The organism is Mojavia sp. (assembly GCF_059505145.1).
The window spans coordinates 68,158-91,860 of sequence record NZ_JCACKA010000035.1 but is presented as its reverse complement, the minus strand read 5'-3'; the positions used below and the strand labels follow the sequence as shown (position 1 = coordinate 91,860).

The window sequence follows — 23,703 nt, the reverse complement described above, 5'->3', positions numbered from 1 at the left end:
GCCGTTGCACCTTTGCTCTTGAAAACTCACTAACGTGGCTCTTTGACAAATATGAGCGGGACAATCGCTGCTAATCGGCAGCAACTAGAGAGAGCAAACAATGTTGGTAAACCTCCATGTTCAGCAAATTGGGCTATAAAACCACCTATAGTTGTGCCTAAAGCACCACTAGCTCCAGCCACGGCAGATATGATTGCAAAATAGATCGACTGATTTTTTACTGGTGCGATTCCCAATTGCATATTGTTAATGCATAGATCGATGGCTGCCCAAGTCCCTCCTGTAAAAATGTGTAATAGCGGCAACCACAGCCAAATATCCAGATGATTAGCACTAATGCCCAACCACAGCAGAGGCGTAAGTGCGACTAGAATTCCAATAAAAATCAGGATGAGACGATTGCCTATCTTATCTGCCAACTTACCCCACAGAATGATCAGCAGCAGATTAGCCCCTGCCTGAAGGCTACCGTAGAGTGTTACACAACTGACATCTAGATCCAAAGTATCTAGCATGTAGAAGTTAAAAAAGGGGGCGCTGAGGTTAACAGCTAGCATCCATAAGCCGAAATAGGCTAGAAACATTAAAAAGTTAAAGTTATTCCAAATGCTGCTAGCAAACTGGTTTGATGGAATGGTCAAATTGAGTAGACATGAGGCATCTAGCTGTATCTCACTTACCTCACAAGTTTCCTTCTTGTCAGTGTCAGAGCTTTCATTAACTAGTTGAATGTTTTTTGTTTGCTCGCACTTCACAAACTCAGTGTTTTGCAATGCTGGATTTATATCCATTTTGAAGTACTGACACCCGATACTAATTATCCCAAACACGATGCCTACAAGCAGAACTACACCGTAACCTTGTAGAGTTCCACCATACCAATGTGATACAGCCAGCCCCGCCAAAGGTACACAGAGCAAATTGGTCAAGCTAGCTAAACTATTACGGATGCCAAAATACTTACCTCGCAATCTTCGAGGTACTATCATTGCTAGCCAACTAAACCAAGATGCAGTTCCTAGTCCTCCCAAAAGATGACTAAATAGGACAATCACAAGTGTTAAAACTATTAACTGGTGAGAAGTAACTCCTAACCAGCTTGAGCTGATAATGCTAATTGCCAGAATCAGCCACAGTAGCCTACTTATCCCATGAGTTTTAAGAGAATACTGGAAGCGGCTGCTAGTTCGTTCGGAAAAATAAGCACCCAAAGGCTGAATTAAATTCACCAGCATGGGGAAAGAGGATAGCATCCCAAATACCACGGGACTGGCACCCAACTCTAGCAGGAAATTACTGAGTAAGATTCCGCCAGTAGTAACACAGAAAACTGTTGCGAAAACAGCATCTACGGTTGATGCCCTCAAACTGGTGCGAATAGCATCCTTATAAGCTTGAGGATTTGGTTTTTTGTTAGGAGAAAGTGGTGTTGGGGGTGTGTTAATCTGGGGGATTTCCAGAGTTAAAGGCACTGGTATTTCAACCTGAACAGAAGTCATAGATTAAATATATTTACGGATAGTGCACCGTAGTATAAATCTAGTTGCTGATAATTTTTCGTTATTTTATCTTGCATTTCTCAATAAAAATACAGCTGAGTTAAATATCATTTCTCAGTTACAGACGATATAAGTGAGGAAAGAGAGAAGTACACTTATTCAGTCATGAATATGTGAGCAAAAGCAGGTTGTGTAACTTTTCCTGACTCGTAATGGCGATCGCCTTTATAAAACAAGCAATGCTAAATGCACAGAATGAAGCGAATAAGCAGATTAAGGCGATGAAGTAATAGGTGGGTGAGTGAGTAATCTACCAAATTACCTGTGTGTAGAAATCTGTTATCTGTTTATCGGCTGTAATTATTGCAGCTTGATTACTTTTGGCTAGGGCTACAACTACTCGGTCTACTGGATCTTGATGACCCCATTCTAACTTGACGCTTTCCATCCAGATATTTTCATCAATGGCTACAATCTGGACGACACTAGAATTTTTCAGTGCTGCTACGTACTCGTTAAGATTAACTCCTAAATCAAGTTTTTGATTTTTGATTTTGATAGCGATTTCCCAGATAGCTATGGATGGGGCAAGACCATTTTTATCCTTTTCCATCTCGTTGCCCGCTTCTTTAGCTCGTTGAGAAAGTCTTGCTGGGTCTAAACTCCACCAAATCAGGGCGCAGGTGTCGAGGACTATCTTCACGATTCTGTCCATTCCTCAGTCGTTGGTGTAGTTAAATCTTCAAAGTACTTCACTTTCCCACGCATCCCTCCAAATAAATCCTCTGTTGAAGGTGTCTGTGCGTATTTAGAAATTCTCACCACTGGCTTACCGCGATCGGTAACTATAATTTCTTCCCCTTGTGACTCTACAAACCTTCAGAACTCAAGCAACTGAGCTTTGAGTTTACTTTTAGAAATTGATTTCATAATGACCATAGCCATAACCATAGTCTTATGTTAGTAGGATATATTAGGACTTACGCAAAAACTCTCTGAAACTCTTATCCTTCGTGTACTTTGCGCCCTTTGCGGTACGCGTCGTGAAGCCCTACTCTTCTTTTGTCGGAGACGCTACGCGAACGAGAACGGCTAGCCTTCGGCAACGCCAAGGGCGAACGCCGAACGGGTGAATCCTACAAATTCGCTGCGCGGTAAGCACAGCCATGTCCACAGAGCTTTACGCCAGTCGCTCATGGGGAGCCACTGACGGGTACGCAGGGGTCTCCCCAAGTAGAGCAAGTGGCGTGGAAACCTTCAAGACCGCGCTGGTTCAACGCTTTCCGTCTAGGTTTTTTCATAAATTTGCGTAAGTCCTGATATAGCTTTAATTTTTACCCAAAGGCTTATACACACCACCTTTTGAGTTCTTAGCTAAATAGCGATCGCCTATAAACTCATGGTAAACATGATTGAGTTATTTACTCAGCAGGTTGGAGTTATTGATAGCGATTTCTGTCACCGTAAGCTAGATATCTCTCAAAAGTTACCAGTAGGTGGGTGTTTTGACCATTGAGTTTACTTGTATGGCATTAATTTACTAAATCTGGGAATACCTCCTGTACAGCAGGATGCACTAAGCGATGATTATGAACATTCAAACCCTTGGCTAATGCTGGGTTAACATTTAGCGCTTTAATGCCCAAGTTTGCTAACTGGACAACGTAAGGTAATGTACTGTTGTTGAGTGCTTGAGTAGCTGTCCAAGGTACTGCGCCTGGCATATTGGGAACGCCATAATGCACGACACCTTCTTCCAAATAAACGGGATTAGTGTGTGAGGTAGTGCGTAAAGTTTCCACACAGCCACCTTGGTCAACAGCAACATCCACAATTACAGAGCCAGGATGCATTTGTTTGACCAATTCGCGGGATACTAGTATTGGTGCTCTGCGTCCTGGCACTAATACCGCACCAATGAGCAAGTCAGCTTCTTTGACTACGGCTTCAATATGGGCGGAGTTGCTGTAAAGCAATTCAACTCTAGAGCCAAATAAAGTTTCTAAATAAGATAAGCGCTCGACACTAACATCTAAAATTTGCACGCCAGCGCCCATGCCTACGGCAATTTTAGCTGCTTCTGTACCGACAACACCACCACCTAAAATTACGACTTTGCCTGGTTTCACTCCAGGGACACCACCTAAAAGAACACCTCGACCACCTTGCTGGCGTTCTAAATACCTTGCCCCGAATTGTACAGATAACCGACCGGCAATGATGCTCATGGGAGAGAGCAACGGTAATTTGTTAGCACCGGGTTGTTCTACAGTTTCATAAGCGATCGCACAAGTGCCACAATCAATTAAACTTTCAGTCAATTTGCGATCGGCAGCTAGATGCAGATAAGTAAATAATATCTGTCCTTTTTGTAAAAATTTATACTCAGATGCTAGAGGTTCCTTGACTTTAACAACTAATTCCCGGTTCCAGGCAGCTTCTGGTTTAGGGACAATTTCAGCCCCAGCGCTTCTGTACTCATCATCAGTAAATCCAGCACCATTACCTGCTTGCGTCTGGACGAAGATGGTATGACCATTTTCGTGCAACACCCGCACGCTCGAAGGACTTAACCCTACCCGAAACTCTTGATCCTTGGTTTCCTTGGGAACGCCGATTTCCATGTAAAGCCTCTGATGAATTTTTGTTTAACTTTAGCCTGCCAGTCTTACACTGGCTACTTCCGTATTAGGGATAGCTAAATCATTGCCTTCTTAACTCCACCTGCAGTGGTTCCAACTCTTGCCCTTGACTATTGCTCCAGTCTTTCTAGAATATATAAAGAATAATGAAAAATTGTAAACAAATAGTTTACATAATTCTGTTTTACAAAGCTGCTGCTGAATTCCTCAAGCTGTCTTGGCATTCAAGCATAGCTACTCAGTTCGACACCTAAGAAAGTTGTTTGTCTGACGACTAACGGCTCTATTTTTATTGATAAAGCCGAACTTTTGCGGGAAATTCCCAAGACTTTTACGGGTATCTCCTTCGGAGACCTACGCGGTAAGCGCAGCCATGCCCGTAGGAATTTACAGCAGTTGCTTCAAGCAAGGGCGCACTGCCTCACCGCAGAAGCTTCTACAGAGTTCTCAATGTCAAGTTTCGTTTGCCGAAAACAAGAGAGGAATTTTTGATGATGACACAACCAAAGCCAACTATTACGCCCAAACTAGAGGAGCCTAAATTTGGCTTTAATGAATATGCCGAGCGCTTGAATGGCCGAGCTGCCATGATTGGCTTCATCTTGATGGTGGTAATTGAATACGTCACCAACCAAGGCGTGCTATCATGGCTCGGTCTGAAGTAGTGCTGTGAAAGCACAGGCGCTCAAGTTGTAAGCTAGTAATTAGAAGAGTTTTGACCAGCTGGAACAACCAGCTGGTTTTAACTTAGTAAATTGATAGTAAAATACCTGCCACGATTTACCATCTATAGCTATGAGGTATCTTAAAAAGCGTCAGTGTTATCCTAGCCTTGCAATTACTATAAGCAAGGTGGTTAATTACTACACATCCTCTACTACTGAAGAAAATTATAATACTTTTAGATGCCTTTCATCAGAAAGAAGGGCCAAGAACAGTCCGATCGCGGGCTAGGTATTCTCGGTAAATTGACACAAAAGCTAAACTGGATTAAACCAAGCTGTGATGAATGCTGTATTACCTCGGTTGTTAAAGTCATCCTACCGGAAAGAACCATTAATCAGTGTATTAATTACTATGGGTATAGTAGATGCACTGATTGGGGGATTAGATGATAGTTGGTCGTTGTTCGCTTTTGGCTTGGGGATAGCAGGGATAAGCCTGGGTTTTAAGTTGTGGCGTATCCAGCAACGTCGTCCCTTGTCAGAGGAGCCTGTGGTGCAACATTACTTGCCTTCCCGCTCATCTAGTCCAACTTTACCCATGCTGACCGTTACCAAGAAAAAGCCACCCCAGTAAAGAGTGTGAAGTGCTGAGTACTGAGTGCTGAGTGAATCTAATATTAAGATTTCAGACTTATGTATTGAGTTAAAAATATTTCTATTTCCTTACTCAGCGCTGTTTCGGTAGCCCTGAAGTTTCTGCATATTTTGTAGTGTTTTAGTTAGGGTTAGCCTGACTCAGGTGGCTATGTGATATTATGCCCGTTTGAATACTTGATCATTGCACTCACCGCGCGCCTCATCACCATGTATGAAAAAAGGGCGCTTTGACTAAAGGCTGGGAGCGGGGGGATAAGGGACAAGGGAACAAGAGAATAATTTTAATGACTATTGCCTGTTACTCAGCACTCTTTCAACTCAGAAGCCGTAGATGTGCGGAGCGCAGCTTGCCGGAGGTTAGGCTAGGATAAAGTACCTGTCAAGCATCTTTGACAAAAGAAGGGTTTCGCGCAGGTGAAACGAACGCCCTTCCTGGCTTGAGGTTACTGGTGCTGAGTGATAACTCAAAAAGATAATTTACGTACCCGCTTCTATATTAAAAAGTGAGTGAAAACAGTGAAGAGTGAGGGAAGAGGTAGGGGCTATTCTGTGCTTAGTCCATGTATTGTCCTAGCATTCATGGCATCTGTTACCCTTCCCATCACCCTTTGGGAGGGGTTTTACATTCATACTGCTGATGCTGCCACAGAAACAGCATTAAACTTCTCATTTAGAAAAAGTTTTGCTAATCCTCAGTTACTTTATACCTTAAAGGGTCACGCGGGAACTGTTAAATCTTTAGCTTTTAGTCCAGATAGCAAAATCCTTGCTAGTGGTGGTGCTGAGAACGAGGGTGTAATTCGCTTGTGGAATTTAGAAAATGGCAGCAGGGTAGGGACTATTCGCAAAGCCCATAAAACATCTGTGGAATCTTTGGCGATTTCACCAGATGGACAAACCCTCGCTAGTTGCAGTACTGACAATACTATTAACCTGTGGAACCTGAAAAATCATAAATTTAGCCGTTCTTTTGTTGGACATACTAGTAATGTGATGTCTTTAGCTGTATCCTCTGATAGTAAACTTCTTGCCAGTGGTGCTTTAGATGGAATACGTTTGTGGGATTTGCCACAGCAGCGACCCCTTGCTACTTTAGTAAGCTTTGATAACTTGATTCATACTTTGGCAATTAGCCCTAATGGTCAAATTTTGGCTAGTGGCGACTACAAGGGAGTAATTAAACTATGGGACTTAAGTACAGGTAAATTAATCCGTGAATTTGTAGCGCATTCTAATACCGTCAGTAGTTTAGGTTTTACACCAGATGGAGAAACTTTAATTACTGCTAGCCACGATCGCACGATTAAAATTTGGAATATTAATAATAATGAACTTGTCCGCATCCTGGCAGAAAACAAAAATTGGGTAAATGCTATTGCTATTAACCCTAATGGACAGACCCTTGCCAGTGCTGGTAAAGATGGAATTAAGCTGTGGAATTTAAATACAGGTGAATTAATTAATACACTTAACGAGCATACTGACTGGGTAAGTGCGATCGCTTTTAGTCCGAATGGACAAATGCTTGCTAGTGGCGGCTTTGATAAACAAATTAAGATTTGGGGAACTCAACCAAAACACAATTAGCAACAACCCGAAAACTTATATCAACATAGCTGGTATTTTTCGCTTCCTACAAAAGTGATATCTTTCTTTTTATGTGCTTCTTGTGCATGAGAAAATCAGTGAGACAATCGCAACTGTTGCGATGATGGCAAACAAGGAAAGAAGATGTCGGAGAATTTAAGAAGTCGGGTTGTAACGCAAGGGGTACAGCGATCGCCTAATAGAGCAATGCTACGTGCAGTAGGTTTTCAAGATGAAGATTTCCTGAAAGCTATTGTTGGTATTGCTAATGGTTATAGTACTATTACCCCCTGCAATATGGGGATAAATAAACTGGCACAAAGGGCAGAAGTTGCCGTTAAAAATGCTGGGGCAATGCCGCAACTGTTCGGCACAATTACTATTAGCGATGGCATTTCGATGGGAACCGAAGGGATGAAATATTCCTTGGTATCACGAGAAGTAATTGCCGACTCAATTGAAACCGCCTGTACTGGCCAAAGTATGGATGGTGTTCTTGCCATCGGTGGTTGCGATAAGAATATGCCAGGGGCAATGCTGGCGATCGCTCGGATGAATATTCCTGCTATTTTTGTTTACGGTGGCACGATTAAACCCGGACACTACGATGGGCGTGACTTAACTGTTGTCAGTTCTTTTGAAGCTGTCGGTCAATACAGCGCTGGAAGAATTGATGATCATGAACTACTAGAAGTTGAACGTCATGCTTGTCCTGGTGCTGGTTCCTGCGGTGGAATGTACACAGCTAATACTATGTCTTCTGCTTTTGAAGCAATGGGAATGAGTTTAGCTTATTCTTCTACAATGGCAGCTGAAGATGCGGAAAAAGCTGACAGTACAGAAAAATCAGCATTCGTTTTAGTAGAAGCGATTCGCAAGCAAATCTTGCCCCGTGATATTATTACCCGCCAATCTATAGAAAATGCTATTTCTGTAATTATGGCGGTTGGTGGTTCGACAAATGCAGTATTACATTTTCTGGCGATCGCTCGCGCTGCTGGTGTAGAACTAACTTTGGATGACTTTGAAGTTATCCGTGCCCGTGTTCCAGTTCTGTGTGATTTAAAACCTAGTGGTAGATATGTAGCTACAGACTTACACAAAGCTGGTGGTATTCCTCAAGTAATGAAAATGTTACTTGTGCATGGATTACTCCACGGTGATTGTCTCACCATCAGTGGTCAAACAATTGCAGAGGTTCTAGCAGACGTACCAGACGAACCACCCGCGAACCAAGATGTGATCCGTCCTTGGAATAACCCGATGTATTCTCAAGGTCACTTAGCCATCCTCAAAGGCAATCTGGCAACAGAAGGCGCGGTTGCTAAAATTACCGGAGTGAAAAGGCCAGTAATTACAGGTCCAGCGCGGGTATTTGAATCTGAAGAATCCTGTTTAGATGCGATTCTCGCAGGTAAAATTAAAGCCGGTGATGTGCTTGTCATCCGCTATGAAGGGCCAAAGGGTGGCCCTGGTATGCGAGAAATGCTGGCTCCCACCTCAGCAATTATCGGTGCTGGTTTGGGTGATTCGGTAGGATTAATTACCGATGGGCGATTTTCTGGCGGTACTTACGGCATGGTAGTTGGTCATGTTGCGCCAGAAGCAGCAGTTGGGGGTGCGATCGCCCTTGTAGAAGAAGGTGATAGCATCACAATTGATGCCCCTGCTCGTCTATTACAGTTGAACATATCCGACGAAGAATTAACCCGTCGTCGTGCCAACTGGCAACCTCCTAAACCACGTTACACCAAAGGTGTGCTGGCTAAATATGCCAAATTGGTAGCTTCTAGCAGTCTTGGTGCTGTAACAGATTTGGACTTGTTTGAATAGTAATTAGTTATTAACTCTCTGACTGGAGGCAGAATCTTTCCGGCTTTGGCGTTCAGCGAAGACGGACTGCTTCCCTTATTCATTTTGAACATAAACATTCTGTTATCTGCCTGCTGCGTTATTTTGAAGATAGGTCTATTGCGCTTGCTAGAAAATAATCTAACTAATGAAAAGTTCTCAACTACCACCTGGAAACTCTGGTTTACCTATATTAGGTGAGACGCTTGGTTTTGTTGTCGACCCTTACAATTTTGTCAAACAACGCTATCAGCGCTATGGCTCAATATTTCAAACTAATATTTTGGGTAGACCGACTGTAGTGATGGTAGGGCCAGAAGCTATTGAGTTCGTTCTTTCTAGTCACATGGAATATTTTTCTTGGCGTGAGGGATGGCCTGAGAATTTCAAAATATTGTTGGGCGAATCATTGTTTCTGCAAGACGGAGAAGAACATCGCAAAAATCGCCGCCTGATGATGCCAGCTTTACATGGGCCAGCATTAGCCAATTATGTTTCGACAATGGAAGATATTACACGTGGCTATCTTAAAAAGTGGGAAGAAAAACAGGAGTTTACTTGGTTTGATGAATTTAAACAATTGACATTTGATATTGCGAGTCAGTTATTGTTAGGTACTAATCCTGGCAAAGAAAATGCTCGCTTGAGCCAGTTATTCAAATCTTTAACCAATGGTTTCTTTTCGATTAATAGATTACCATTACCATTTACTAAATTTGGAAAAGCTGTAGCAGCTCGCAATCAAATTCTAGAGCATATAACTCAGGTTGTTAGAGAACGCCAGCAAAACCCCACTAAAGATGCTCTTAGTTTGTTAATTCAAGCTAGAGATGAAGAAGGCAATAGGATGAGTGAAAAGGAACTTATTGCCCAAGCAGTACTGTTAATCTTTGCTGGACATGAAACTACCTCTTCAATGCTAACTTGGTTGTGTTTAGAATTAGCGCGTCATCCAGAAGTAATGGAACGTGCTAGAGCAGAACAATTGCAACTTGCTAGTCAAGGTAGCTTGAGCTTAGAACAATTGGGAAAAATGCCTTATTTAGAGCAGGTTTTGTTAGAAGTTGAAAGACTAAATCCAGCAGTTGGAGGTGGTTTTCGTGGTGTGATTAAAGAGTTTGAATTTCATGGCTTTCATATTCCGGCTGGTTGGCAACTGTTGTATTCATCTTTTGTAACTCATCGTCTAGAAGAAATTTATCCTGAACCAGAACGCTTTGATCCAGATAGATTTAGTCCTCAGCGTCAAGAAAACAAACAGTATCCTTTTAGTATGATTGGTTTTGGTGGTGGGCCACGGATCTGTATTGGCATAGCCTTTGCCAAAATGGAAATGAAAATTGTTGCTGCTCATCTGCTACGTAACTATGATTGGAAAATATTACCCAATCAAAGTTTAGAGTCGGTACGAATTCCTACCAATCGTCCCAAAGATGGGTTGCGGGTTCGATTTCAACCCCTGTGAGATGTTTTATGGCAACTCAAATAGATATGCATTTGTCTCAAGGACTTTTGCAACGCTGGCAACAAGCGAAAGATTTTGTCAATGAAAGTGTTAAGTCTTTAACGAACTCAGCACAACAAGCTGGACAATCTTTAACAGAAACGGCAGATCAAGCTACTGATAAAGCAATTAATACAGTTACGACAACCTGGGAACAAACTAAGGGTTCTGTAGAACAAAGTTTGCAAACTGCCGATCAAATTAAGACTACAACATCGGTAGCTGTAAAAGGTGCGATTGCTTCTTCTATGAATGATTGGCTGACACAACACCCGGCAATTTTTAGACTATTTCAAATACTAGGCTGGGCAGCTAATCATCCAATTATTAGTTCTGTGCTGCTGCTGTTTATCTTAGCGTTAGTTTGGAGCATTATTAAAGCAATAATGCGCTTGATTGAGACCGCTAGTTGGTCAATCTTGCAAGTTCCATTAAAATTAATTCAGGCTTTTATTAAAGTTAGTTTTTCATCGGTGAGCAAGTTTGGTAGTTTTGCGCTTCAAAAAATTACGGTAGTTCAAAAGACTGATAATATTTCAAATCTATTACCTGAAAATTATCAAATAGGTTATCCAGATAAACAGCAAAGATTGGCAGAAATTTCTCATCGCTTAGAAGCAATTCAAAAGGAACAGCATGAGCTTTTACAAGAGGCCGCAAACTTGATTGCTTCAGGCACAATCACTGATGATATACACCAACAACTAACTACTACCAAATGGTTTAATACTAATTCGTAACACAATAAATCATCACCTTAAACATAGCTGGGCAATTATTTCATCTTCCTTGCCAGTTGCGAAATTAGCAAAGCGCTGTGCTAAGGGAGGTACAATCACTAAAGGGTTGCTGAACCCAGAAAAGATATGAATATTCTCAAAGTTAGGAATAGCACCAATTATAGGTAAACGAGAGTCTTTAGGACACGCTGCGCGATCGCTACTAAAAGCAACTAAGCAATGATGCCAAGTTCCTGGTAAATTTTCTAAGGCTGGTAAAACTTGCCCGATACTTTTGCGTAACCACTGTTCACTTTCTTCAGGATTTACCTTTGCATTCGGATCTGTAAGTGTGCGGCTAATTTGACCTAAGCGCAAACTACCATCTTGAAACTGAATTGCACCTGCATCTAAAATCGGCGGTAATGGTTCATTACCTGGTTCATCCCATAATTCATCAACTTGGGTAGATTTGGCTTCTAGTTGAAACCGTTGCAGGTTTGCTGGCATAACTAAGGTACTTAAGCGCACATCCACAGGCGGAGTTTTAATAATTTCTGCGTGGGTAAAATACAGTTTGATGGGAATCCCAGCGGATTTTAATAGTTGGCGGCTGAGTCCACCCGCACAAATAACTATATTAGCACTGTGGAAAATGGCAGTATTAGTTTTTACACCATTTCGCAATACTTGTAAGACTTGGGCTATCTGAATTTCACCGCCAGCACGCAGAAAAGCTTGGATGTATGCTTGTGCTGTTTTTTCTGGGTGGATATGACCGTGTTTAACAGTTAAAGCACCTGCGATCGCATCTCGATTTAACAAGGGTTCTAATTCACAAGCTTCTTGAATAGTGAGTAAACGGGGTGGAATGGCAAAATTAGCATAGTTTGCTGCAACTGCTTTGGGGTCGCTGATGGCGGGAATAGTGAGTAATAAATCTAATTCTCGAAATTCAATATCAGCATCTAACTCTTGAGATAGGATTTGGTAACGTGCGATCGCATCTTCGCAGAGTTGGCGAGTTAGTGGTGTAGTACCTGACCAATAAGCTAGTCCACCATAACTATAACGAGTTGCGTTTTGTAGTGCTTCGTCTTGCTCTAATAACAGTACTGAAAAGCCTGTCTTTGCTAGTTCGTAAGAAAGTGCAGCACCTGTAATTCCACCACCAACAACAATCCAGTCGTAAGTCTTCATTAATATGTTGCTTGTAAACGGCTCAACAGATATTTTCCCGCAAGGATGGGAGGATAAATTGGAGAATAATTATTTCGGCAACTCTCAAGACCAGCAATTTCTGTATCATCATTAGGATGACAGAAAAAAGCCACAGAATAGCGCGACTGTTTCACCCTGCTGTCACTGGGTATCATTACCCGATGCTTAGTTGAGCAAAATACATGATTTGTCCAGCGTTGCATTAAATCGCCAGTATTGACTATTACCGTACTAGGAATTGAAGGTGCTGCAATCCACTCACCAAATGCAGTTTGCACTTCCAACCCGCCAATTTCATCTTGGAACAATAAAGTAATACTGCCATAATCAGAATGCTCACCAGCACGTATTTGTCCGAGTAATGGTGTTATTTGTAACGGTGGATAGTTCGCAGAGTATGATTTTCTTGATTGTGTCTGGATGTAAAAAAATCTTCTGGCAATTCCAAGGCTAAAGCAAAAGCTTGTAGCACAGTGTTAGTCAGTTCTGTACAAGCTTTATAGAATACAATAAAACTAAGGTCTTTACTAGCGGAATTTAAAGGTAACTCAGGTAAATCTTTCATTTGTTTGCCTATGTTAAACGCCTCTTTCAAATCTCCTGGTTTATTAGGATTCAGGCGTTCTCTTTCTATACCTACATAGCCTGTATTATTAAATTCATCACTCCAAGCTAGCTGCTGCTTAACAGCTAAAGGTAAATTAAATAAAGATTAATTTTGTGTAAACACTTCCTCTATCAGGTCTTGTGATATTCCATGATTTTGCAAGTACATAAAACCGAATTCATGACAAGCTTGATAAATTTCTTTAGCTACAGTTTGCCTTGTTGTATTATCCTTGCTGAACGCAGCTAAATTAATTATAGGAATTGCAACCATTGGTAGATTAGTTTTGGAGTTAATTAGCAGGGGGATAAAGTTTGCTAAAAATTATCCAATTTGAGACTGACAAACATCAATCCCATTTACATGAACTTTGGGAAGAATATTTTACCTGGTCTAACTTAATATTTACCCATGAATTAGGTATCAGTTTTGATGTATCTCAGTTCTTAGAACAACACATAACCCAACTTGATGAATTTGCGCCACCAGCAGGTCGCTTACTTTTGGGAGAGTACAACCATAAGATCGCTGGCTGTGCTTGCTTGCGAAACATTAGTGACAATATTGGCGAAGTCAAAAGGATGTATGTTAGACCAGAGTTTCAAAGAAAAGGCATAGGAAAGTCTTTATTAATAGCTCTTATCAATGAAGCAAGCCATATTGATTATGCAAAATTACGATTAGATACTGCACCGTTTACCAAAGCAGCATTGTCATTTTATCATTCCCTTGGCTTTTATAATATTGAAGCATATTTTGAAAAAATTGAAATTCCTTTAGAACATCGGGCTAACTGGGTTTTTATGGAGTTGAATTTAAAACATGAATATCCGCAGTGAAACTATCTCAGATTATCCAGCAATAACTGAGGTGAATATACTCGCCTTTGGACAAGATAACGAGGCTAAATTAATTGAGGAAATTCGCCATTCTGACCGTTATATTCCAGAACTTTCTTTAGTTGCAGAAGTTGAAGGTTTAGTAGTTGCTCACATTCTACTCAGCTACATTGACCTAGTAGGTAAAGAAACATTTCAGGTGCTTGGTTTAGCACCTATGGCTGTTCATCCACGTTTTCAAAGACAGGGAATCGGTAGCGCACTAGTACAAGTCGGTTTAGAAATAGCAAATATTAGAGGAGAAGCTATAATCATCGTCCTCGGTCATCCCCAATTTTATAATCGCTTTGGGTTTGAGCCATCAGTTAATTATAAAATCGAGTCGCCCTTCTCAGTACCAGAAGAGTTTTTCATGGTTAAGCCACTGCAAAGCTATCAAGAAATGCACAAGGGAAAAGTTATTTATCCCCCAGCTTTTGAGATGGTGTAATTCTTTTTAGACGTTTCAGTTAGTAATTTTTTTGTTAGAAGTAAGAGAGAAAGATTGTAATTTTTTGGTTACAATACTGGATAAAATGCTATTTGGATACTTTTGAGAAAAAGTACAAATAATCTAGTTACGTTAAGGAGCCTTTTCTGTGGCTATCCTAAAAGATTTGTCTGTAACTTTGGCTAGCGCAGCCTTGATTGTTTGCGGTATTGGAAAAACAGCTACGGCTGAAATTTACAGTCCTGCACCTCTATTTAAGGATGTCGATAGTTACACTACAAAAATTTCTGCAAATAATGACATAGCCGACATTTACTTTCCCAAACAGTTAGATAATAAAATTGGGAATCGCTCATTTCCTATTGCTTTGTTATTACAAGGTGCAAATGTAGATAAATCAAATTACTCAAATTTCGCCCGAATAGTAGCTAGCTACGGATTTATTGTAGTTGTTCCCAATCATCAAGCCAATCGTCAAAAGGTCGGTATAGGACTTTTTGCTGACACTTCACAAATTGAAGCTGTGTTAGCACAAATGAAGCTAGAAAATAAGAACCCTAATTCGCCTATTACTAACATTATCAATACAAGAAAGCTAGGTTTGCTTGGTCACTCTCTAGGAGGCGCTGTTGGACTATCTGCTATTGCAAACCTCTGCCTACCTTTTCTATGTAAAGGTTCTTTTAGTCGTCCCAAACAACTCTTAGCAGGAGCATTTTTTGGTGCAAATCTTCGCAACACAACTACTCAACAGTTCATTCCCATCAATAACTCCCACATTAAAGTAGCTTTATTGCAGGGAACTATTGACAGTATAGCTATTCCTCAAAGAGCGCAGGCAACTTATGAACAAATTCAACACCCTCCCAAGACATTAATTAGTATTTTGGGCGTGAACCACTATGGCATTACGAATACTAACAATCCTACGGGCGCTAGACTAGACAAAAATATGCCTGACCTCGACCAAAATGCATCAATAGAAACCGTTGCTCGTTGGAGTGGATTGTTCTTGCGTGCTACTATTTTAAATGACAAAGTTGCTTTTGATTATATATATTCCACAGGTGATGATTTAGATCCAAATGTAAGTGTGATCACCCAAACAAAGAAGTACACTAATAAATTTTCCCCGCCTAATACTGTTTACCCTTAGTTACGCAATAATAGTCATGCGAGTAGGGTGTATTATCGCTGAGAGTACGGCACCATCAATAATTCAAGGTGCGTTAGCCTTCGGCATAACACACCCTACATTAAGCTTTTATTTATTCCTTTATATTAAATTTTTCTCAGCAACTGGTCTAAACGACTGGTGCTGATACTAAACCTTTGGCTTCTAGTGTAGATGCAACTTTTAAAATCAACGCTTCATTATAAGGTGCGGCTATTAATTGCACACCCAAAGGTAGAGAATTTGGATGCTGAATTGGTATAGATAAAACGGGTAAGCCAATGAAAGATAATGGCTGAGTAAACAATCCTAGATGGGGACGAACTAGAATTTCTTCACCATCTATAATCATGGTTTGTTGACCAATTAATGGTGCTGCAATTGGTGTAGTAGGGGCAATAATTATATCCACATTTTGAAAAATTTCGCGGATGCGATCGCGATACCATCTTCTAAACCTTTGCGCTTGCAAATACCAATGACTCGGTATTAACGCCCCAGCCAAAAAGCGATCGCGTGTTGCATGATCAAAATCTTGGGGACGCGATCGCAATTTATCTAAATGCAGATTTGCTCCTTCACTGGCTGTAATGACAAATGCGGCTGCCCTAGCGCGATGTGCCTCTGGTATCGTAACGTACTCATTAATATCCAAAGCACGGGCAACCTGTTCTACTGCTGCCAAAGCTTCCGGTTCTGCACCCTTAACAAAATAATCATCGGCAATAGCAATTTTGATACCATAGATATCTTGATTGAGTTGTGGTAAACATAATTCAGCAGGACGTTTTGTACAAACCGGATCGCGATCGTCTTCTCCTTGCAGAATATCAAAAACTGTGGCAATATCCTGCACAGAACGCGCAAAGGGGCCAACATGGTCAAAACTGCTCGAAAATAAAGCTACCCCAGCACGAGATAAGCGTCCGTAGGTTGGTTTTAGTCCAAAAATTCCACAAAAAGCCGCCGGAACGCGAATCGAACCGTTAGTATCAGAACCCAGCGCCAAGGTCACCAAACCAGCCGCCACCGCCGCAGCTGAACCACCGGATGAACCACCAGCTACACGCTGTAAATCATGGGGGTTATGAGTAGGGCCGTAATGGGAATTTTCCGTCACGAAACCATAGGCGTACTCATCCATATTTAACGCCCCAACCAAAATAGCGCCAGCCTGTTTCAACTTGGCGACTGCTGTTGCATCTTGGGTAGCTGGGGGATTTTCGGCATTAATTTTTGCACCCGCTAGAGTTGTTAAACCAGCAATATCATAGAGGTTTTTCGCTGCAAAAGGCACACCAGCCAACGCACCGGGATTATTACCTTGAGCAATTTCGCTGTCAATTTTGGCTGCATCTGCTAAAGCCGTTTCCGCAATTACAGCTGTAAAACAATTGAGTTCACAATCGCGTGCTGCAATTCTGGTTAACGCAGCCTTAGTCACTTCCACCGCGCTAACTCTACCTTCACACACAGCCGCCGCTATTGATACAGCATCATTCATGGTTCAAATATTGGTGCAACTTCAATTTCTTCTGGTATAGGAAATTCATTTACAAGTTGAGCGATCGCTTTAATTCTCTCAAAATTTGCCACCACCCCATCACGATACTCATCCCTCAGTTGCAAATCCACCAACAACGCCATCTGATCCACATACCCACCTACATCAAACCCCTGACTCTCCATTTCTCCTCCTCTGCGTCCTTTGCGCCTCTGTGGTAGCCTGCGGCAAGCCGCTGCGCGTCTACGTTAACCTAAATCTACAACTTCTTGCGGTAACTCAAACAAACCATCTTCCCCAGGTTCAAAATCAATAACCTGAAACACAGCATCAATATTTAACTCACCATAAATATGAGGAAATAACTCGCCTATTTCCGCCTCCTCATAACGAACTTCAGGTTGAACTTTCTGAGTATCTATAAATAGTAATACCAATCCCTTTTGATTCCGAAAAAACCTATTTGCAACCTTAACTAATTGCCTAGCTTCTGAACAGTGAATAAATCTCTCAGTATCCAATGAATCAGCACGATAGCTGCCCATTACTTCTGCTTGTTCCCATTGTTCAGCTTGTGTAATATGGAAAATAGTACTCATGTTGCTTGTATCATTTTGCGAATATCGTCTAAGGGTGATTCAGGTTCAATTGGTTCATCAGGACAAAATTCTAGGTAAACATCATCTTTTTTCTTTCCATTCGGTGAAATAGACAAAGTTATTATTATTTCTCCTGCCTGCCAACCTTTAGTACCTATTTTTAGTAATTGGCATTTTTCTAAAATTTGGAACTTAATTTCATTTAAGTAAATATCTCGTTCATAAATTTTAAAATTTTGAAAATGAGAAATAAGTAAATCAGTGCGAAGAGTAGTGTTATTACCACTTAAAGGTTGTTTTTGCCTAATTCCTTTTATAACTAACTCTTTTAACCTGCTTACCGTAAAACTGTCTGTGGCAATGAGGATGATATCATCATCACAGTTTAAGGGAGTAAAGTTATTATTCATTCACAATGCAGTTAATATCTAGTTGGTAATTTTAACTAATTATTTTAAACTACAATTTTTAACATCAATTCAGTAAAAGCACTGAAATCAAGCTCCTAAAAAAGCTTTGCGCCTTTGCGTCTTTGCGTGAGAAATCATCCTAAAAATTAGACGGAACACAAACATCCGGCGCACACAAACCCACCAACTTCAGCGTTGTTACTTCAAACGAATTCAAATTAACACAACGAATTACATGATTATTAGTATCAGCAATATATAAATTTGAACCCATAATACTCAATCCCGAAGGTTCAAAAAATCGAGCATTCTTACTTTGTCCATCCTGCAAACCCATCACACCATCACCCAAAATTGTTTGACAATTACCTGTGTTGGGACTAACTAATTTAATTTTGTGGTTATATGTATCTGCTACCCATAAATAATTCTCAGCATATTCTACCCCCAAACAATGCTGTAACCGGACATTTTCACCTTGTCCATCTACATCACCAAAACCAAATAAATCACCACTACCGCACACAGTTCTAACTAAACGCGGTTCCACTATTTCCACACCGCGAATTGAACTCACTTCACTATCAGCAACATATAACTCTTCGCTATTGCTAGTAATACCACTAGGTTGAGCAAAAGCAGATTCAATCAATGAACCATCAATACAAGCTTCTGCGCCCATACCAGCATAAGTTTTGATAACCCCAGTTTCTAAATCCATTTCCCAAATTTGATGCGATCCCGCCATCGCAATAAACAAGGTATTTCCTACTTTCACCAAATCCCAAGGAGAATTTAGCGCTGTGTCTAAACCAGCACCACCATGAGGACGAATACTAGGACTTTGTTCACCAGTTCCCGCAATGATTTCCACAACTTGACGCTGCAAATCAACTTGCCGTAAAGCATGATTTTCTGTATCAGCAACGTAGAGAATTTGATTATCTGCATCAAATACCATTCCTTGAGGTGCAGAAAACTGTGCTTTATTAAAATTACCGTCAGTTAAACCAGATTTTCCTGTACCAATTACGTGCAGAATTTCACCTTTAAAGCTACTCATTACTAAACGATGATGGCCAGAGTCAGCAATAAATAATCCTGCTGGCGTAGCTAAGACTTTACCAGGAAAAGCTAGGGGTGTAATTAATGTTTGGCGCTGTTTTTCTAAATTTAGGTTGAGTTCTTGAAAATTAATTGTGCCTTTTTCACGATGTTCTAAAATTAGTTTTTCAATTAGCTGGTCTAATGCATCACGATGACCTTCGCCAGAAACATAGCTAATTACATAACCTTCTGGATCAATAATCATTAAGGTAGGCCAAGCACGTACAGCATACTCTTGCCAAATCCGAAAACCACTATCTACTACAACTGGATGTTCGATCTCATAGCGCAAGATAGCTTGGCGAATATTTTCAGTTTCTTTCTCATTATCAAATTTAGCTGAGTGAACACCGATAACTGTCAGGCTATCCTGATATTTTTGTTCTAAATATTTTAGGTCTGGCAGGATATGCAGGCAATTAATACAGCAGTATGTCCAAAAATCTAAAATTACAACTCTGCCCTTGAGTTTTTTAATAGATAATGGTTTATCAGTATTAAACCAAGGATAATTTTGCGGTAATTCTGGCGCTCTAACACGAGGAATCATATTAATTGGTAATTAAGGCATACAAAACAAGGCTTGATACAGGCGGAATCTGTTACCTTGTTTATCAAACAATATATACTTTTGCACATTGTGGTCATAAGATATTCTTTGCACTAAGAGCTAATTCCATAATTGTGAAGCTTGTCACGTAATCACTCCTAATCCAGGCTTCCTTTTATAAAGGCGATTTTTTAAGTTTCCAAAACTGTAACGCCAGCAGACAATAACTGTTCAAGTGCCACATTGGAAACACACAAAAATTTTTTGATTAAATTATGAATTTATTTTCTTCGCCAAGTTTTAGACTAAATGCTGGTAAACCATTGCAATGGCTACTACCTACTTTAGGGTTGTTGAGTTTGGTAGGTTGCCAAGCAGCTGTGGGCCGAGTTGAGCCAAATGTGGTATTTCCATCTCAAACACTTGTGGTTTCTGGACGAGGAGTCGTAGATATTCCTAAAACAACTGCACGAGTAAGTTTGGGTGTGGAGGTGCAGGCCCAAACGTCTGCACTTGTCCAACAGGAACTTGCAAAGCGATCGGCAGCGGTAGTTAATTTATTGAAAGCACGTCAGGATGTGACTAAATTGGAGACTACCAGTATCAGTCTTAATCCTCGCTATAGCCAAAAAGATGGCAAGCAAGTAATCTCTGGCTATTCTGCAACTAACATTGTGCGCTTCCAAATTGCTCCAGAAAAAATTGGTACATTGTTGGATGAAGCGATTAAAGCCGGAGCTACAAGAATCGATGGTGTAACATTAGTAGCATCAGATGAGGCGATCGCTGCTGCACAAAAACAAGCAATCAATGCAGCCTCGAAAGATGCTCGTTCTCAAGCAGATGCAGCTTTGGGTGCTTTGCAACTGAAGCAACAGGAAATTGTCAGCATTCAAATTAACGGTGCTAGTCCGCCTACCCCAACAGCACTAGACACAACAAACTTGGCACAGAAAGCGGCTTTAGGGGATTTAGCCAGCACACCTGTTGTTGCTGGAGAACAACGGATACAAGCTTTTGTAACGCTACAAGTTCGCTATCAGTCTGCTACTGAGTAACTGCTTTACATAAACTAGAAATAGTTTTAGCGTGTATCACTTTTGAAAGGACTTAAAGCATTAACCACTACAGAGTTATCAGCTTGGGTAGAACAAGCTAAAACCCAGGTTGAACGAGGACAAGTTGCTGACCGTACCCCACGATTGGCTATGGCTGATCCTCGTTGGTTTGCGGTTTACATTTGCTGTGAAACGGGAGAAACTTTCAGCGCAGGTGATATATCTCGTGTGTTCCCACTAATGAGTACCATTAAACCGTTTTCATTACTTTATCTGCTGGCACATTTGGGAACAGAGACGGTTTTAAAGTGGGTAGGGGTGGAACCATCAGATGAAGCATTCAATTCTTTAGACCAACTGATTGCCGATCGCGGACACCCCCGTAATCCGATGATTAATAGTGGGGCAATTACCCTCGCAGATAAGTTACCAGGAAAAAATGCTAGCGATCGCACTCAAAAATTTTGTCAATGGCTGAACCAATTAGCAGGTTGCCAGCTAAAATTAGACGAACTCATGCTGGACTCCGTGCGTTTAAAACGCTCAATAGCCAATCAAGCGATCGCTAACTATCTTGCCGAAACTCAGCAGATCGAAAATAGTGAAGTAGCTCTTGATACTTACGAGCAAATATGTTGTCTCTCAGGGCAAGTAAAAGATTTAGCTCTACTAGGAAAAATCTTAGCTTGTCACAACAGTGTTGTATTACCACAACATCGTCAAATTGTCAATGCCATAATGTTAACCTGCGGACTGTATCAGGCATCTTCCCAGTTTGCAGTCAAGATTGGTTTACCGATGAAGTCAGGCATTGGTGGTGGACTGTTAGCAGTAGTACCAAAAGAGGGAGCGATCGCTTGCTATAGTCCTGCCTTGGATAGTATCGGAAATCCTGTAGCAGCGATCGCCTTTCTCGAAATTTTATCTCAGAAGTTAAATTTGAGTATCTTCGGTTAACACTAACTCTTTAGCTCCCTTGCTGTTCATTAGTTTGCTCACCTGTTGGCGTTACCTCTAGCTGGGGTTCTGGTACGGGAGATTCAATAATTTCTGGTAATGTCGGTGGCAAACTAGGAGATGGTACAGCAGTTGGACGCGGACGACGTTGGAAATATTCGCTAAATTTTCGTCTTTCTGGTTGAGGAGCTACTTTTTCAGGTAACTCAGTAGTCTCAGGTGTTGGCGTTACCTCTGGCTGTGGTGCTGGTGTCGCCTCTGGTGGTGCAGTTGGTTCTGGTACAGGAGACTCAATAACCTCTGGCAGTGTCGGTGGCAAGCTGGGAGATGGTACAGCAGTTGGACGCGGACGACGCTGGAAATACCCACCAAATTTTCGTTTGTCTGGTTGAGGAGCCACTTTTTCGGGTAACTCAGTAGCTTCAGGTGTTGGCGTTACCTCTGGCTGTGGTTCTGGTGTCGCCTTTGGTGGTTTAATTGGTTCCGGCGTAGGACTTAAGCTGGGGGATGGCACAACCGTTGGCTGTTTTAACTCAGTTGGTTGTGTTTGAGGTATTGGAATCTCAGTTTCTGGAAGTGGCTGCTTTTCTTCTTGTGGTTGTGTTTCGGGTGTGATTTCAACCTTAGGAGTAGCAGTAGGCGTAGGTGTGGGCGCTGGTTCTGCCGCTGGTATCTTGGCAGTATAATTCGGGTCTACAATACCGCGTACCTCATCAGCTTTGAGTTCGCCTCTGACAATTCTCGCCAGAGTATCTTTACCGTTTGGCTGGTAGTTAATCAGCCCAACTGTGGTGTTAAAGACATTTTTTACAGGATTACCCTGGTTATCGAGAAATTCTAGCTTGACCCAATTTTTACCTGGTTTGAAGCCTTTGAGGTAAATTGCCTGCCAGCGATCAAGAACGAAGCTTTCACCATTTATTGTGCAACGAATGCGCCAATCACTGAATTCATTCTTGGAGTTGTCTTGAGCAAGGAGATGCAGTGGCGCGTTAGTCAGGTAAAAATCCAGTAGTATCGGTTCTGCCCCGTAATCCCCTTTAGGACGGCTGTAGGTTAGCAGAGGCAGGGCTGGATCGGGGTTGTTGTCATCAGTTTTGCTTAAAATGTGAAATGTTGTCTGGGCGTAAGCGCCTTCATTTTTAAAGCTTTCATGCCAAGGGCGAGAGGCAAAGACTCGCAAAGTATGAGTACCAGGAGACAAGTCTGGTAACGCTAAGGGCTGATTTAAGTCGTAAACAGCTATGTAAGGTTGATTGTCAACAATTACATGAAGATGAGGCCCTAATTCGAGTTTCGGGTCTTTAAATATTGGTAAATCTTTAACTTGGAAGCGAACTGTAACTTTGTTGTCTTTCAAGACTTCTTCAGCTTGCGGTGTAATTATACTTACCTGTGGCTGATAAACCTCTAGGGTTGAGCGTAGTTCTTGAATAGTACTAGGTGGGGCAACTTCCGAAAATTCTTTGGAAATCTGCTGTGGACTTCCTGTATAGCTGCTAACAGAAACGTCTTGGCTTACAGCTTTCTCGCCACAGCTTACCAAACTCAAGGCTAGTAACAATGTTATTAACCATCTAAAAAGAGCGAATCTCTTGGGAAGGAGATTCTCTAACACCGTCTTCTGCCACATTTTCATGCCTTCCACCCAGTGATAGCCTTTAACAACTGACAGATTATTTTGTATCAAACTGTCCATAGGGCACTATAGCCCAAAAGGTGAAACCTCCTTGATGATTCATTACTTTTACAGAAAAACGACGGGAAAGCCTATTCCTTCAAGGGATGGGATGAACTTTTCCTTGTCTTGGTTGTTTAGTCATCAGCCATTACTAGTAGTGACTAAGGACTTTTGAGTATTTAAGTGCTTTTTTGACGATTTTTGTCAGTAGTAAATTAAATGAGCCGGCAACAACAATAACAGCAAAAATTTTCAGTTTACCCATTCAAACCATAAATTTTACAAATTATGTTTGTTTGTAAATAAAATGAATAAAGTCTTGACTTTTTGACCATTATTTTGAACTTCAAAGGCAGATTAGACAATTATTCCAGTGATTTTG

General features: G+C 41.2%; 22 protein-coding genes and 1 pseudogene. 11 read left to right on the top strand and 12 right to left on the bottom strand.

The genetic code is table 11. The annotated features are described in order from the left end of the window. Positions 1 to 29: 29 nt before the first annotated feature. From AC5JL8_RS05940 to ald, 4 genes are all read right to left on the bottom strand, one after another. Complete coding sequence (locus AC5JL8_RS05940) at positions 30 to 1,499, bottom strand: MFS transporter (protein WP_495878849.1); 1,470 nt, start codon at positions 1,497 to 1,499, stop codon at positions 30 to 32. Positions 1,500 to 1,809: 310 nt separating this feature from the next. Further along, positions 1,810 to 2,202: a type II toxin-antitoxin system VapC family toxin gene (locus AC5JL8_RS05935; RefSeq protein ID WP_495878848.1), complete on the bottom strand. Its 393-nt coding sequence runs from the start codon at positions 2,200 to 2,202 to the stop codon at positions 1,810 to 1,812. After that, positions 2,199 to 2,321: a hypothetical protein gene (locus AC5JL8_RS05930; RefSeq protein ID WP_495878847.1), complete on the bottom strand. Its 123-nt coding sequence runs from the start codon at positions 2,319 to 2,321 to the stop codon at positions 2,199 to 2,201. Before AC5JL8_RS05930 ends, AC5JL8_RS05935 begins: the two co-directional genes overlap by 4 nt. A gap of 710 nt (positions 2,322 to 3,031) precedes the next feature. Further along, positions 3,032 to 4,123 (bottom strand): alanine dehydrogenase, encoded by a 1,092-nt coding sequence (gene ald, locus AC5JL8_RS05925; protein WP_495878846.1) that lies wholly within the window; start codon positions 4,121 to 4,123, stop codon positions 3,032 to 3,034. Positions 4,124 to 4,635: 512 nt separating this feature from the next. Here ald and AC5JL8_RS05920 point away from each other — a divergent pair. The 6 genes from AC5JL8_RS05920 (at position 4,636) to AC5JL8_RS05895 (ending at position 11,145) form a co-directional block, all read left to right on the top strand. Continuing rightward, the gene (locus AC5JL8_RS05920; RefSeq protein WP_495878933.1) at positions 4,636 to 4,806 is read left to right on the top strand and encodes a hypothetical protein; all 171 of its coding nucleotides are present in this window, start codon (positions 4,636 to 4,638) and stop codon (positions 4,804 to 4,806) included. 340 nt (positions 4,807 to 5,146) lie between these two features. Further along, positions 5,147 to 5,440 (top strand): hypothetical protein, encoded by a 294-nt coding sequence (locus tag AC5JL8_RS05915; protein WP_495878932.1) that lies wholly within the window; start codon positions 5,147 to 5,149, stop codon positions 5,438 to 5,440. Between the two features lie 539 nt (positions 5,441 to 5,979). Next, positions 5,980 to 7,050: a WD40 repeat domain-containing protein gene (locus AC5JL8_RS05910; RefSeq protein WP_495878845.1), complete on the top strand. Its 1,071-nt coding sequence runs from the start codon at positions 5,980 to 5,982 to the stop codon at positions 7,048 to 7,050. A gap of 144 nt (positions 7,051 to 7,194) precedes the next feature. Beyond that, the gene (ilvD, locus tag AC5JL8_RS05905; RefSeq protein WP_495878844.1) at positions 7,195 to 8,883 is read left to right on the top strand and encodes a dihydroxy-acid dehydratase; all 1,689 of its coding nucleotides are present in this window, start codon (positions 7,195 to 7,197) and stop codon (positions 8,881 to 8,883) included. Positions 8,884 to 9,049: 166 nt separating this feature from the next. Continuing rightward, the gene (locus tag AC5JL8_RS05900) at positions 9,050 to 10,366 is read left to right on the top strand and encodes a cytochrome P450 (RefSeq protein ID WP_495878843.1); all 1,317 of its coding nucleotides are present in this window, start codon (positions 9,050 to 9,052) and stop codon (positions 10,364 to 10,366) included. 8 nt (positions 10,367 to 10,374) lie between these two features. Beyond that, positions 10,375 to 11,145 (top strand): hypothetical protein, encoded by a 771-nt coding sequence (locus tag AC5JL8_RS05895; protein ID WP_495878842.1) that lies wholly within the window; start codon positions 10,375 to 10,377, stop codon positions 11,143 to 11,145. A 12-nt stretch (positions 11,146 to 11,157) separates the two neighbouring features. On the opposite strand, the gene AC5JL8_RS05890 is transcribed toward AC5JL8_RS05895, so the two are convergent. Further along, on the bottom strand, positions 11,158 to 12,324 hold the full coding sequence (locus AC5JL8_RS05890) for an NAD(P)/FAD-dependent oxidoreductase (RefSeq protein WP_495878841.1): 1,167 nt from the start codon (positions 12,322 to 12,324) through the stop codon (positions 11,158 to 11,160). Further along, positions 12,324 to 13,225 (bottom strand): annotated as a pseudogene (locus AC5JL8_RS05885) (isopenicillin N synthase family dioxygenase). The gene AC5JL8_RS05890 and the pseudogene AC5JL8_RS05885 overlap by 1 nt, the downstream one beginning before the upstream one ends. 41 nt (positions 13,226 to 13,266) lie before the next feature. Between AC5JL8_RS05885 and AC5JL8_RS05880 the strand changes: the two are divergent. The 3 genes from AC5JL8_RS05880 to AC5JL8_RS05870 all read left to right on the top strand — a co-directional run bounded on the left by AC5JL8_RS05880 (position 13,267) and on the right by AC5JL8_RS05870 (position 15,437). Continuing rightward, a complete protein-coding gene (locus AC5JL8_RS05880; RefSeq protein ID WP_495878840.1) occupies positions 13,267 to 13,791 on the top strand; it encodes a GNAT family N-acetyltransferase in 525 nt (174 codons plus the stop codon). Beyond that, positions 13,775 to 14,281 (top strand): GNAT family N-acetyltransferase, encoded by a 507-nt coding sequence (locus AC5JL8_RS05875; RefSeq protein WP_495878839.1) that lies wholly within the window; start codon positions 13,775 to 13,777, stop codon positions 14,279 to 14,281. The genes AC5JL8_RS05880 and AC5JL8_RS05875 overlap by 17 nt, the downstream gene beginning before the upstream one ends. 148 nt (positions 14,282 to 14,429) lie before the next feature. Further along, positions 14,430 to 15,437, top strand: a complete 1,008-nt coding sequence (locus AC5JL8_RS05870; protein ID WP_495878838.1) for an alpha/beta hydrolase — start codon at positions 14,430 to 14,432, stop codon at positions 15,435 to 15,437. 148 nt (positions 15,438 to 15,585) lie between these two features. Here AC5JL8_RS05870 and AC5JL8_RS05865 read toward each other — a convergent pair whose 3' ends face one another. The 5 genes from AC5JL8_RS05865 to AC5JL8_RS05845 all read right to left on the bottom strand — a co-directional run bounded on the left by AC5JL8_RS05865 (position 15,586) and on the right by AC5JL8_RS05845 (position 19,625). After that, positions 15,586 to 16,959 carry an AtzE family amidohydrolase gene (locus tag AC5JL8_RS05865; protein WP_495878837.1) on the bottom strand — a complete coding sequence of 458 codons (1,374 nt, stop codon included), beginning with the start codon at positions 16,957 to 16,959 and terminating at the stop codon, positions 15,586 to 15,588. Further along, a complete protein-coding gene (locus AC5JL8_RS05860) occupies positions 16,956 to 17,144 on the bottom strand; it encodes a DUF4089 domain-containing protein (RefSeq protein WP_495878836.1) in 189 nt (62 codons plus the stop codon). Before AC5JL8_RS05860 ends, AC5JL8_RS05865 begins: the two co-directional genes overlap by 4 nt. A 63-nt stretch (positions 17,145 to 17,207) precedes the next feature. After that, positions 17,208 to 17,558 (bottom strand): DUF952 domain-containing protein, encoded by a 351-nt coding sequence (locus AC5JL8_RS05855; protein WP_495878835.1) that lies wholly within the window; start codon positions 17,556 to 17,558, stop codon positions 17,208 to 17,210. Beyond that, positions 17,555 to 17,968: a KGK domain-containing protein gene (locus tag AC5JL8_RS05850; RefSeq protein ID WP_495878834.1), complete on the bottom strand. Its 414-nt coding sequence runs from the start codon at positions 17,966 to 17,968 to the stop codon at positions 17,555 to 17,557. The genes AC5JL8_RS05855 and AC5JL8_RS05850 overlap by 4 nt, the downstream gene beginning before the upstream one ends. A 139-nt stretch (positions 17,969 to 18,107) precedes the next feature. Further along, the gene (locus AC5JL8_RS05845; protein ID WP_495878833.1) at positions 18,108 to 19,625 is read right to left on the bottom strand and encodes a thioredoxin-like domain-containing protein; all 1,518 of its coding nucleotides are present in this window, start codon (positions 19,623 to 19,625) and stop codon (positions 18,108 to 18,110) included. A 275-nt stretch (positions 19,626 to 19,900) separates the two neighbouring features. On the opposite strand from AC5JL8_RS05845, the gene AC5JL8_RS05840 reads away from it, so the two are divergent. Next, positions 19,901 to 20,683, top strand: a complete 783-nt coding sequence (locus AC5JL8_RS05840) for an SIMPL domain-containing protein (RefSeq protein ID WP_495878832.1) — start codon at positions 19,901 to 19,903, stop codon at positions 20,681 to 20,683. A 42-nt stretch (positions 20,684 to 20,725) separates the two neighbouring features. After that, positions 20,726 to 21,640, top strand: coding sequence for a glutaminase A (glsA, locus tag AC5JL8_RS05835; RefSeq protein ID WP_495878831.1), 915 nt, complete (start codon positions 20,726 to 20,728; stop codon positions 21,638 to 21,640). A gap of 10 nt (positions 21,641 to 21,650) precedes the next feature. Here the strand turns inward: glsA and AC5JL8_RS05830 are convergent, their stop codons facing one another. After that, on the bottom strand, positions 21,651 to 23,279 hold the full coding sequence (locus tag AC5JL8_RS05830) for a hypothetical protein (RefSeq protein WP_495878931.1): 1,629 nt from the start codon (positions 23,277 to 23,279) through the stop codon (positions 21,651 to 21,653). Between the last annotated feature and the right edge of the window lie 424 nt (positions 23,280 to 23,703).

Excerpts from the sequence above, each read along its gene's own strand:
- AC5JL8_RS05890 (WP_495878841.1), bottom strand. The coding sequence starts at position 12,324 with ATGAAGACTTACGACTGGATTGTTGTTGGTGGTGGAATTACAGGTGCT.
- ald (WP_495878846.1), bottom strand. The coding sequence starts at position 4,123 with ATGGAAATCGGCGTTCCCAAGGAAACCAAGGATCAAGAGTTTCGGGTA.
- AC5JL8_RS05840 (WP_495878832.1), top strand. The coding sequence starts at position 19,901 with ATGAATTTATTTTCTTCGCCAAGTTTTAGACTAAATGCTGGTAAACCA.
- AC5JL8_RS05940 (WP_495878849.1), bottom strand. The coding sequence starts at position 1,499 with ATGACTTCTGTTCAGGTTGAAATACCAGTGCCTTTAACTCTGGAAATC.
- AC5JL8_RS05855 (WP_495878835.1), bottom strand. The coding sequence starts at position 17,558 with ATGAGTACTATTTTCCATATTACACAAGCTGAACAATGGGAACAAGCA.
- AC5JL8_RS05845 (WP_495878833.1), bottom strand. The coding sequence starts at position 19,625 with ATGATTCCTCGTGTTAGAGCGCCAGAATTACCGCAAAATTATCCTTGG.
- ilvD (WP_495878844.1), top strand. The coding sequence starts at position 7,195 with ATGTCGGAGAATTTAAGAAGTCGGGTTGTAACGCAAGGGGTACAGCGA.
- AC5JL8_RS05850 (WP_495878834.1), bottom strand. The coding sequence starts at position 17,968 with ATGAATAATAACTTTACTCCCTTAAACTGTGATGATGATATCATCCTC.
- AC5JL8_RS05900 (WP_495878843.1), top strand. The coding sequence starts at position 9,050 with ATGAAAAGTTCTCAACTACCACCTGGAAACTCTGGTTTACCTATATTA.
- AC5JL8_RS05920 (WP_495878933.1), top strand. The coding sequence starts at position 4,636 with ATGACACAACCAAAGCCAACTATTACGCCCAAACTAGAGGAGCCTAAA.
- AC5JL8_RS05860 (WP_495878836.1), bottom strand. The coding sequence starts at position 17,144 with ATGGAGAGTCAGGGGTTTGATGTAGGTGGGTATGTGGATCAGATGGCG.
- AC5JL8_RS05875 (WP_495878839.1), top strand. The coding sequence starts at position 13,775 with ATGAATATCCGCAGTGAAACTATCTCAGATTATCCAGCAATAACTGAG.
- AC5JL8_RS05915 (WP_495878932.1), top strand. The coding sequence starts at position 5,147 with ATGAATGCTGTATTACCTCGGTTGTTAAAGTCATCCTACCGGAAAGAA.
- AC5JL8_RS05895 (WP_495878842.1), top strand. The coding sequence starts at position 10,375 with ATGGCAACTCAAATAGATATGCATTTGTCTCAAGGACTTTTGCAACGC.
- AC5JL8_RS05830 (WP_495878931.1), bottom strand. The coding sequence starts at position 23,279 with ATGAAAATGTGGCAGAAGACGGTGTTAGAGAATCTCCTTCCCAAGAGA.
- AC5JL8_RS05865 (WP_495878837.1), bottom strand. The coding sequence starts at position 16,959 with ATGAATGATGCTGTATCAATAGCGGCGGCTGTGTGTGAAGGTAGAGTT.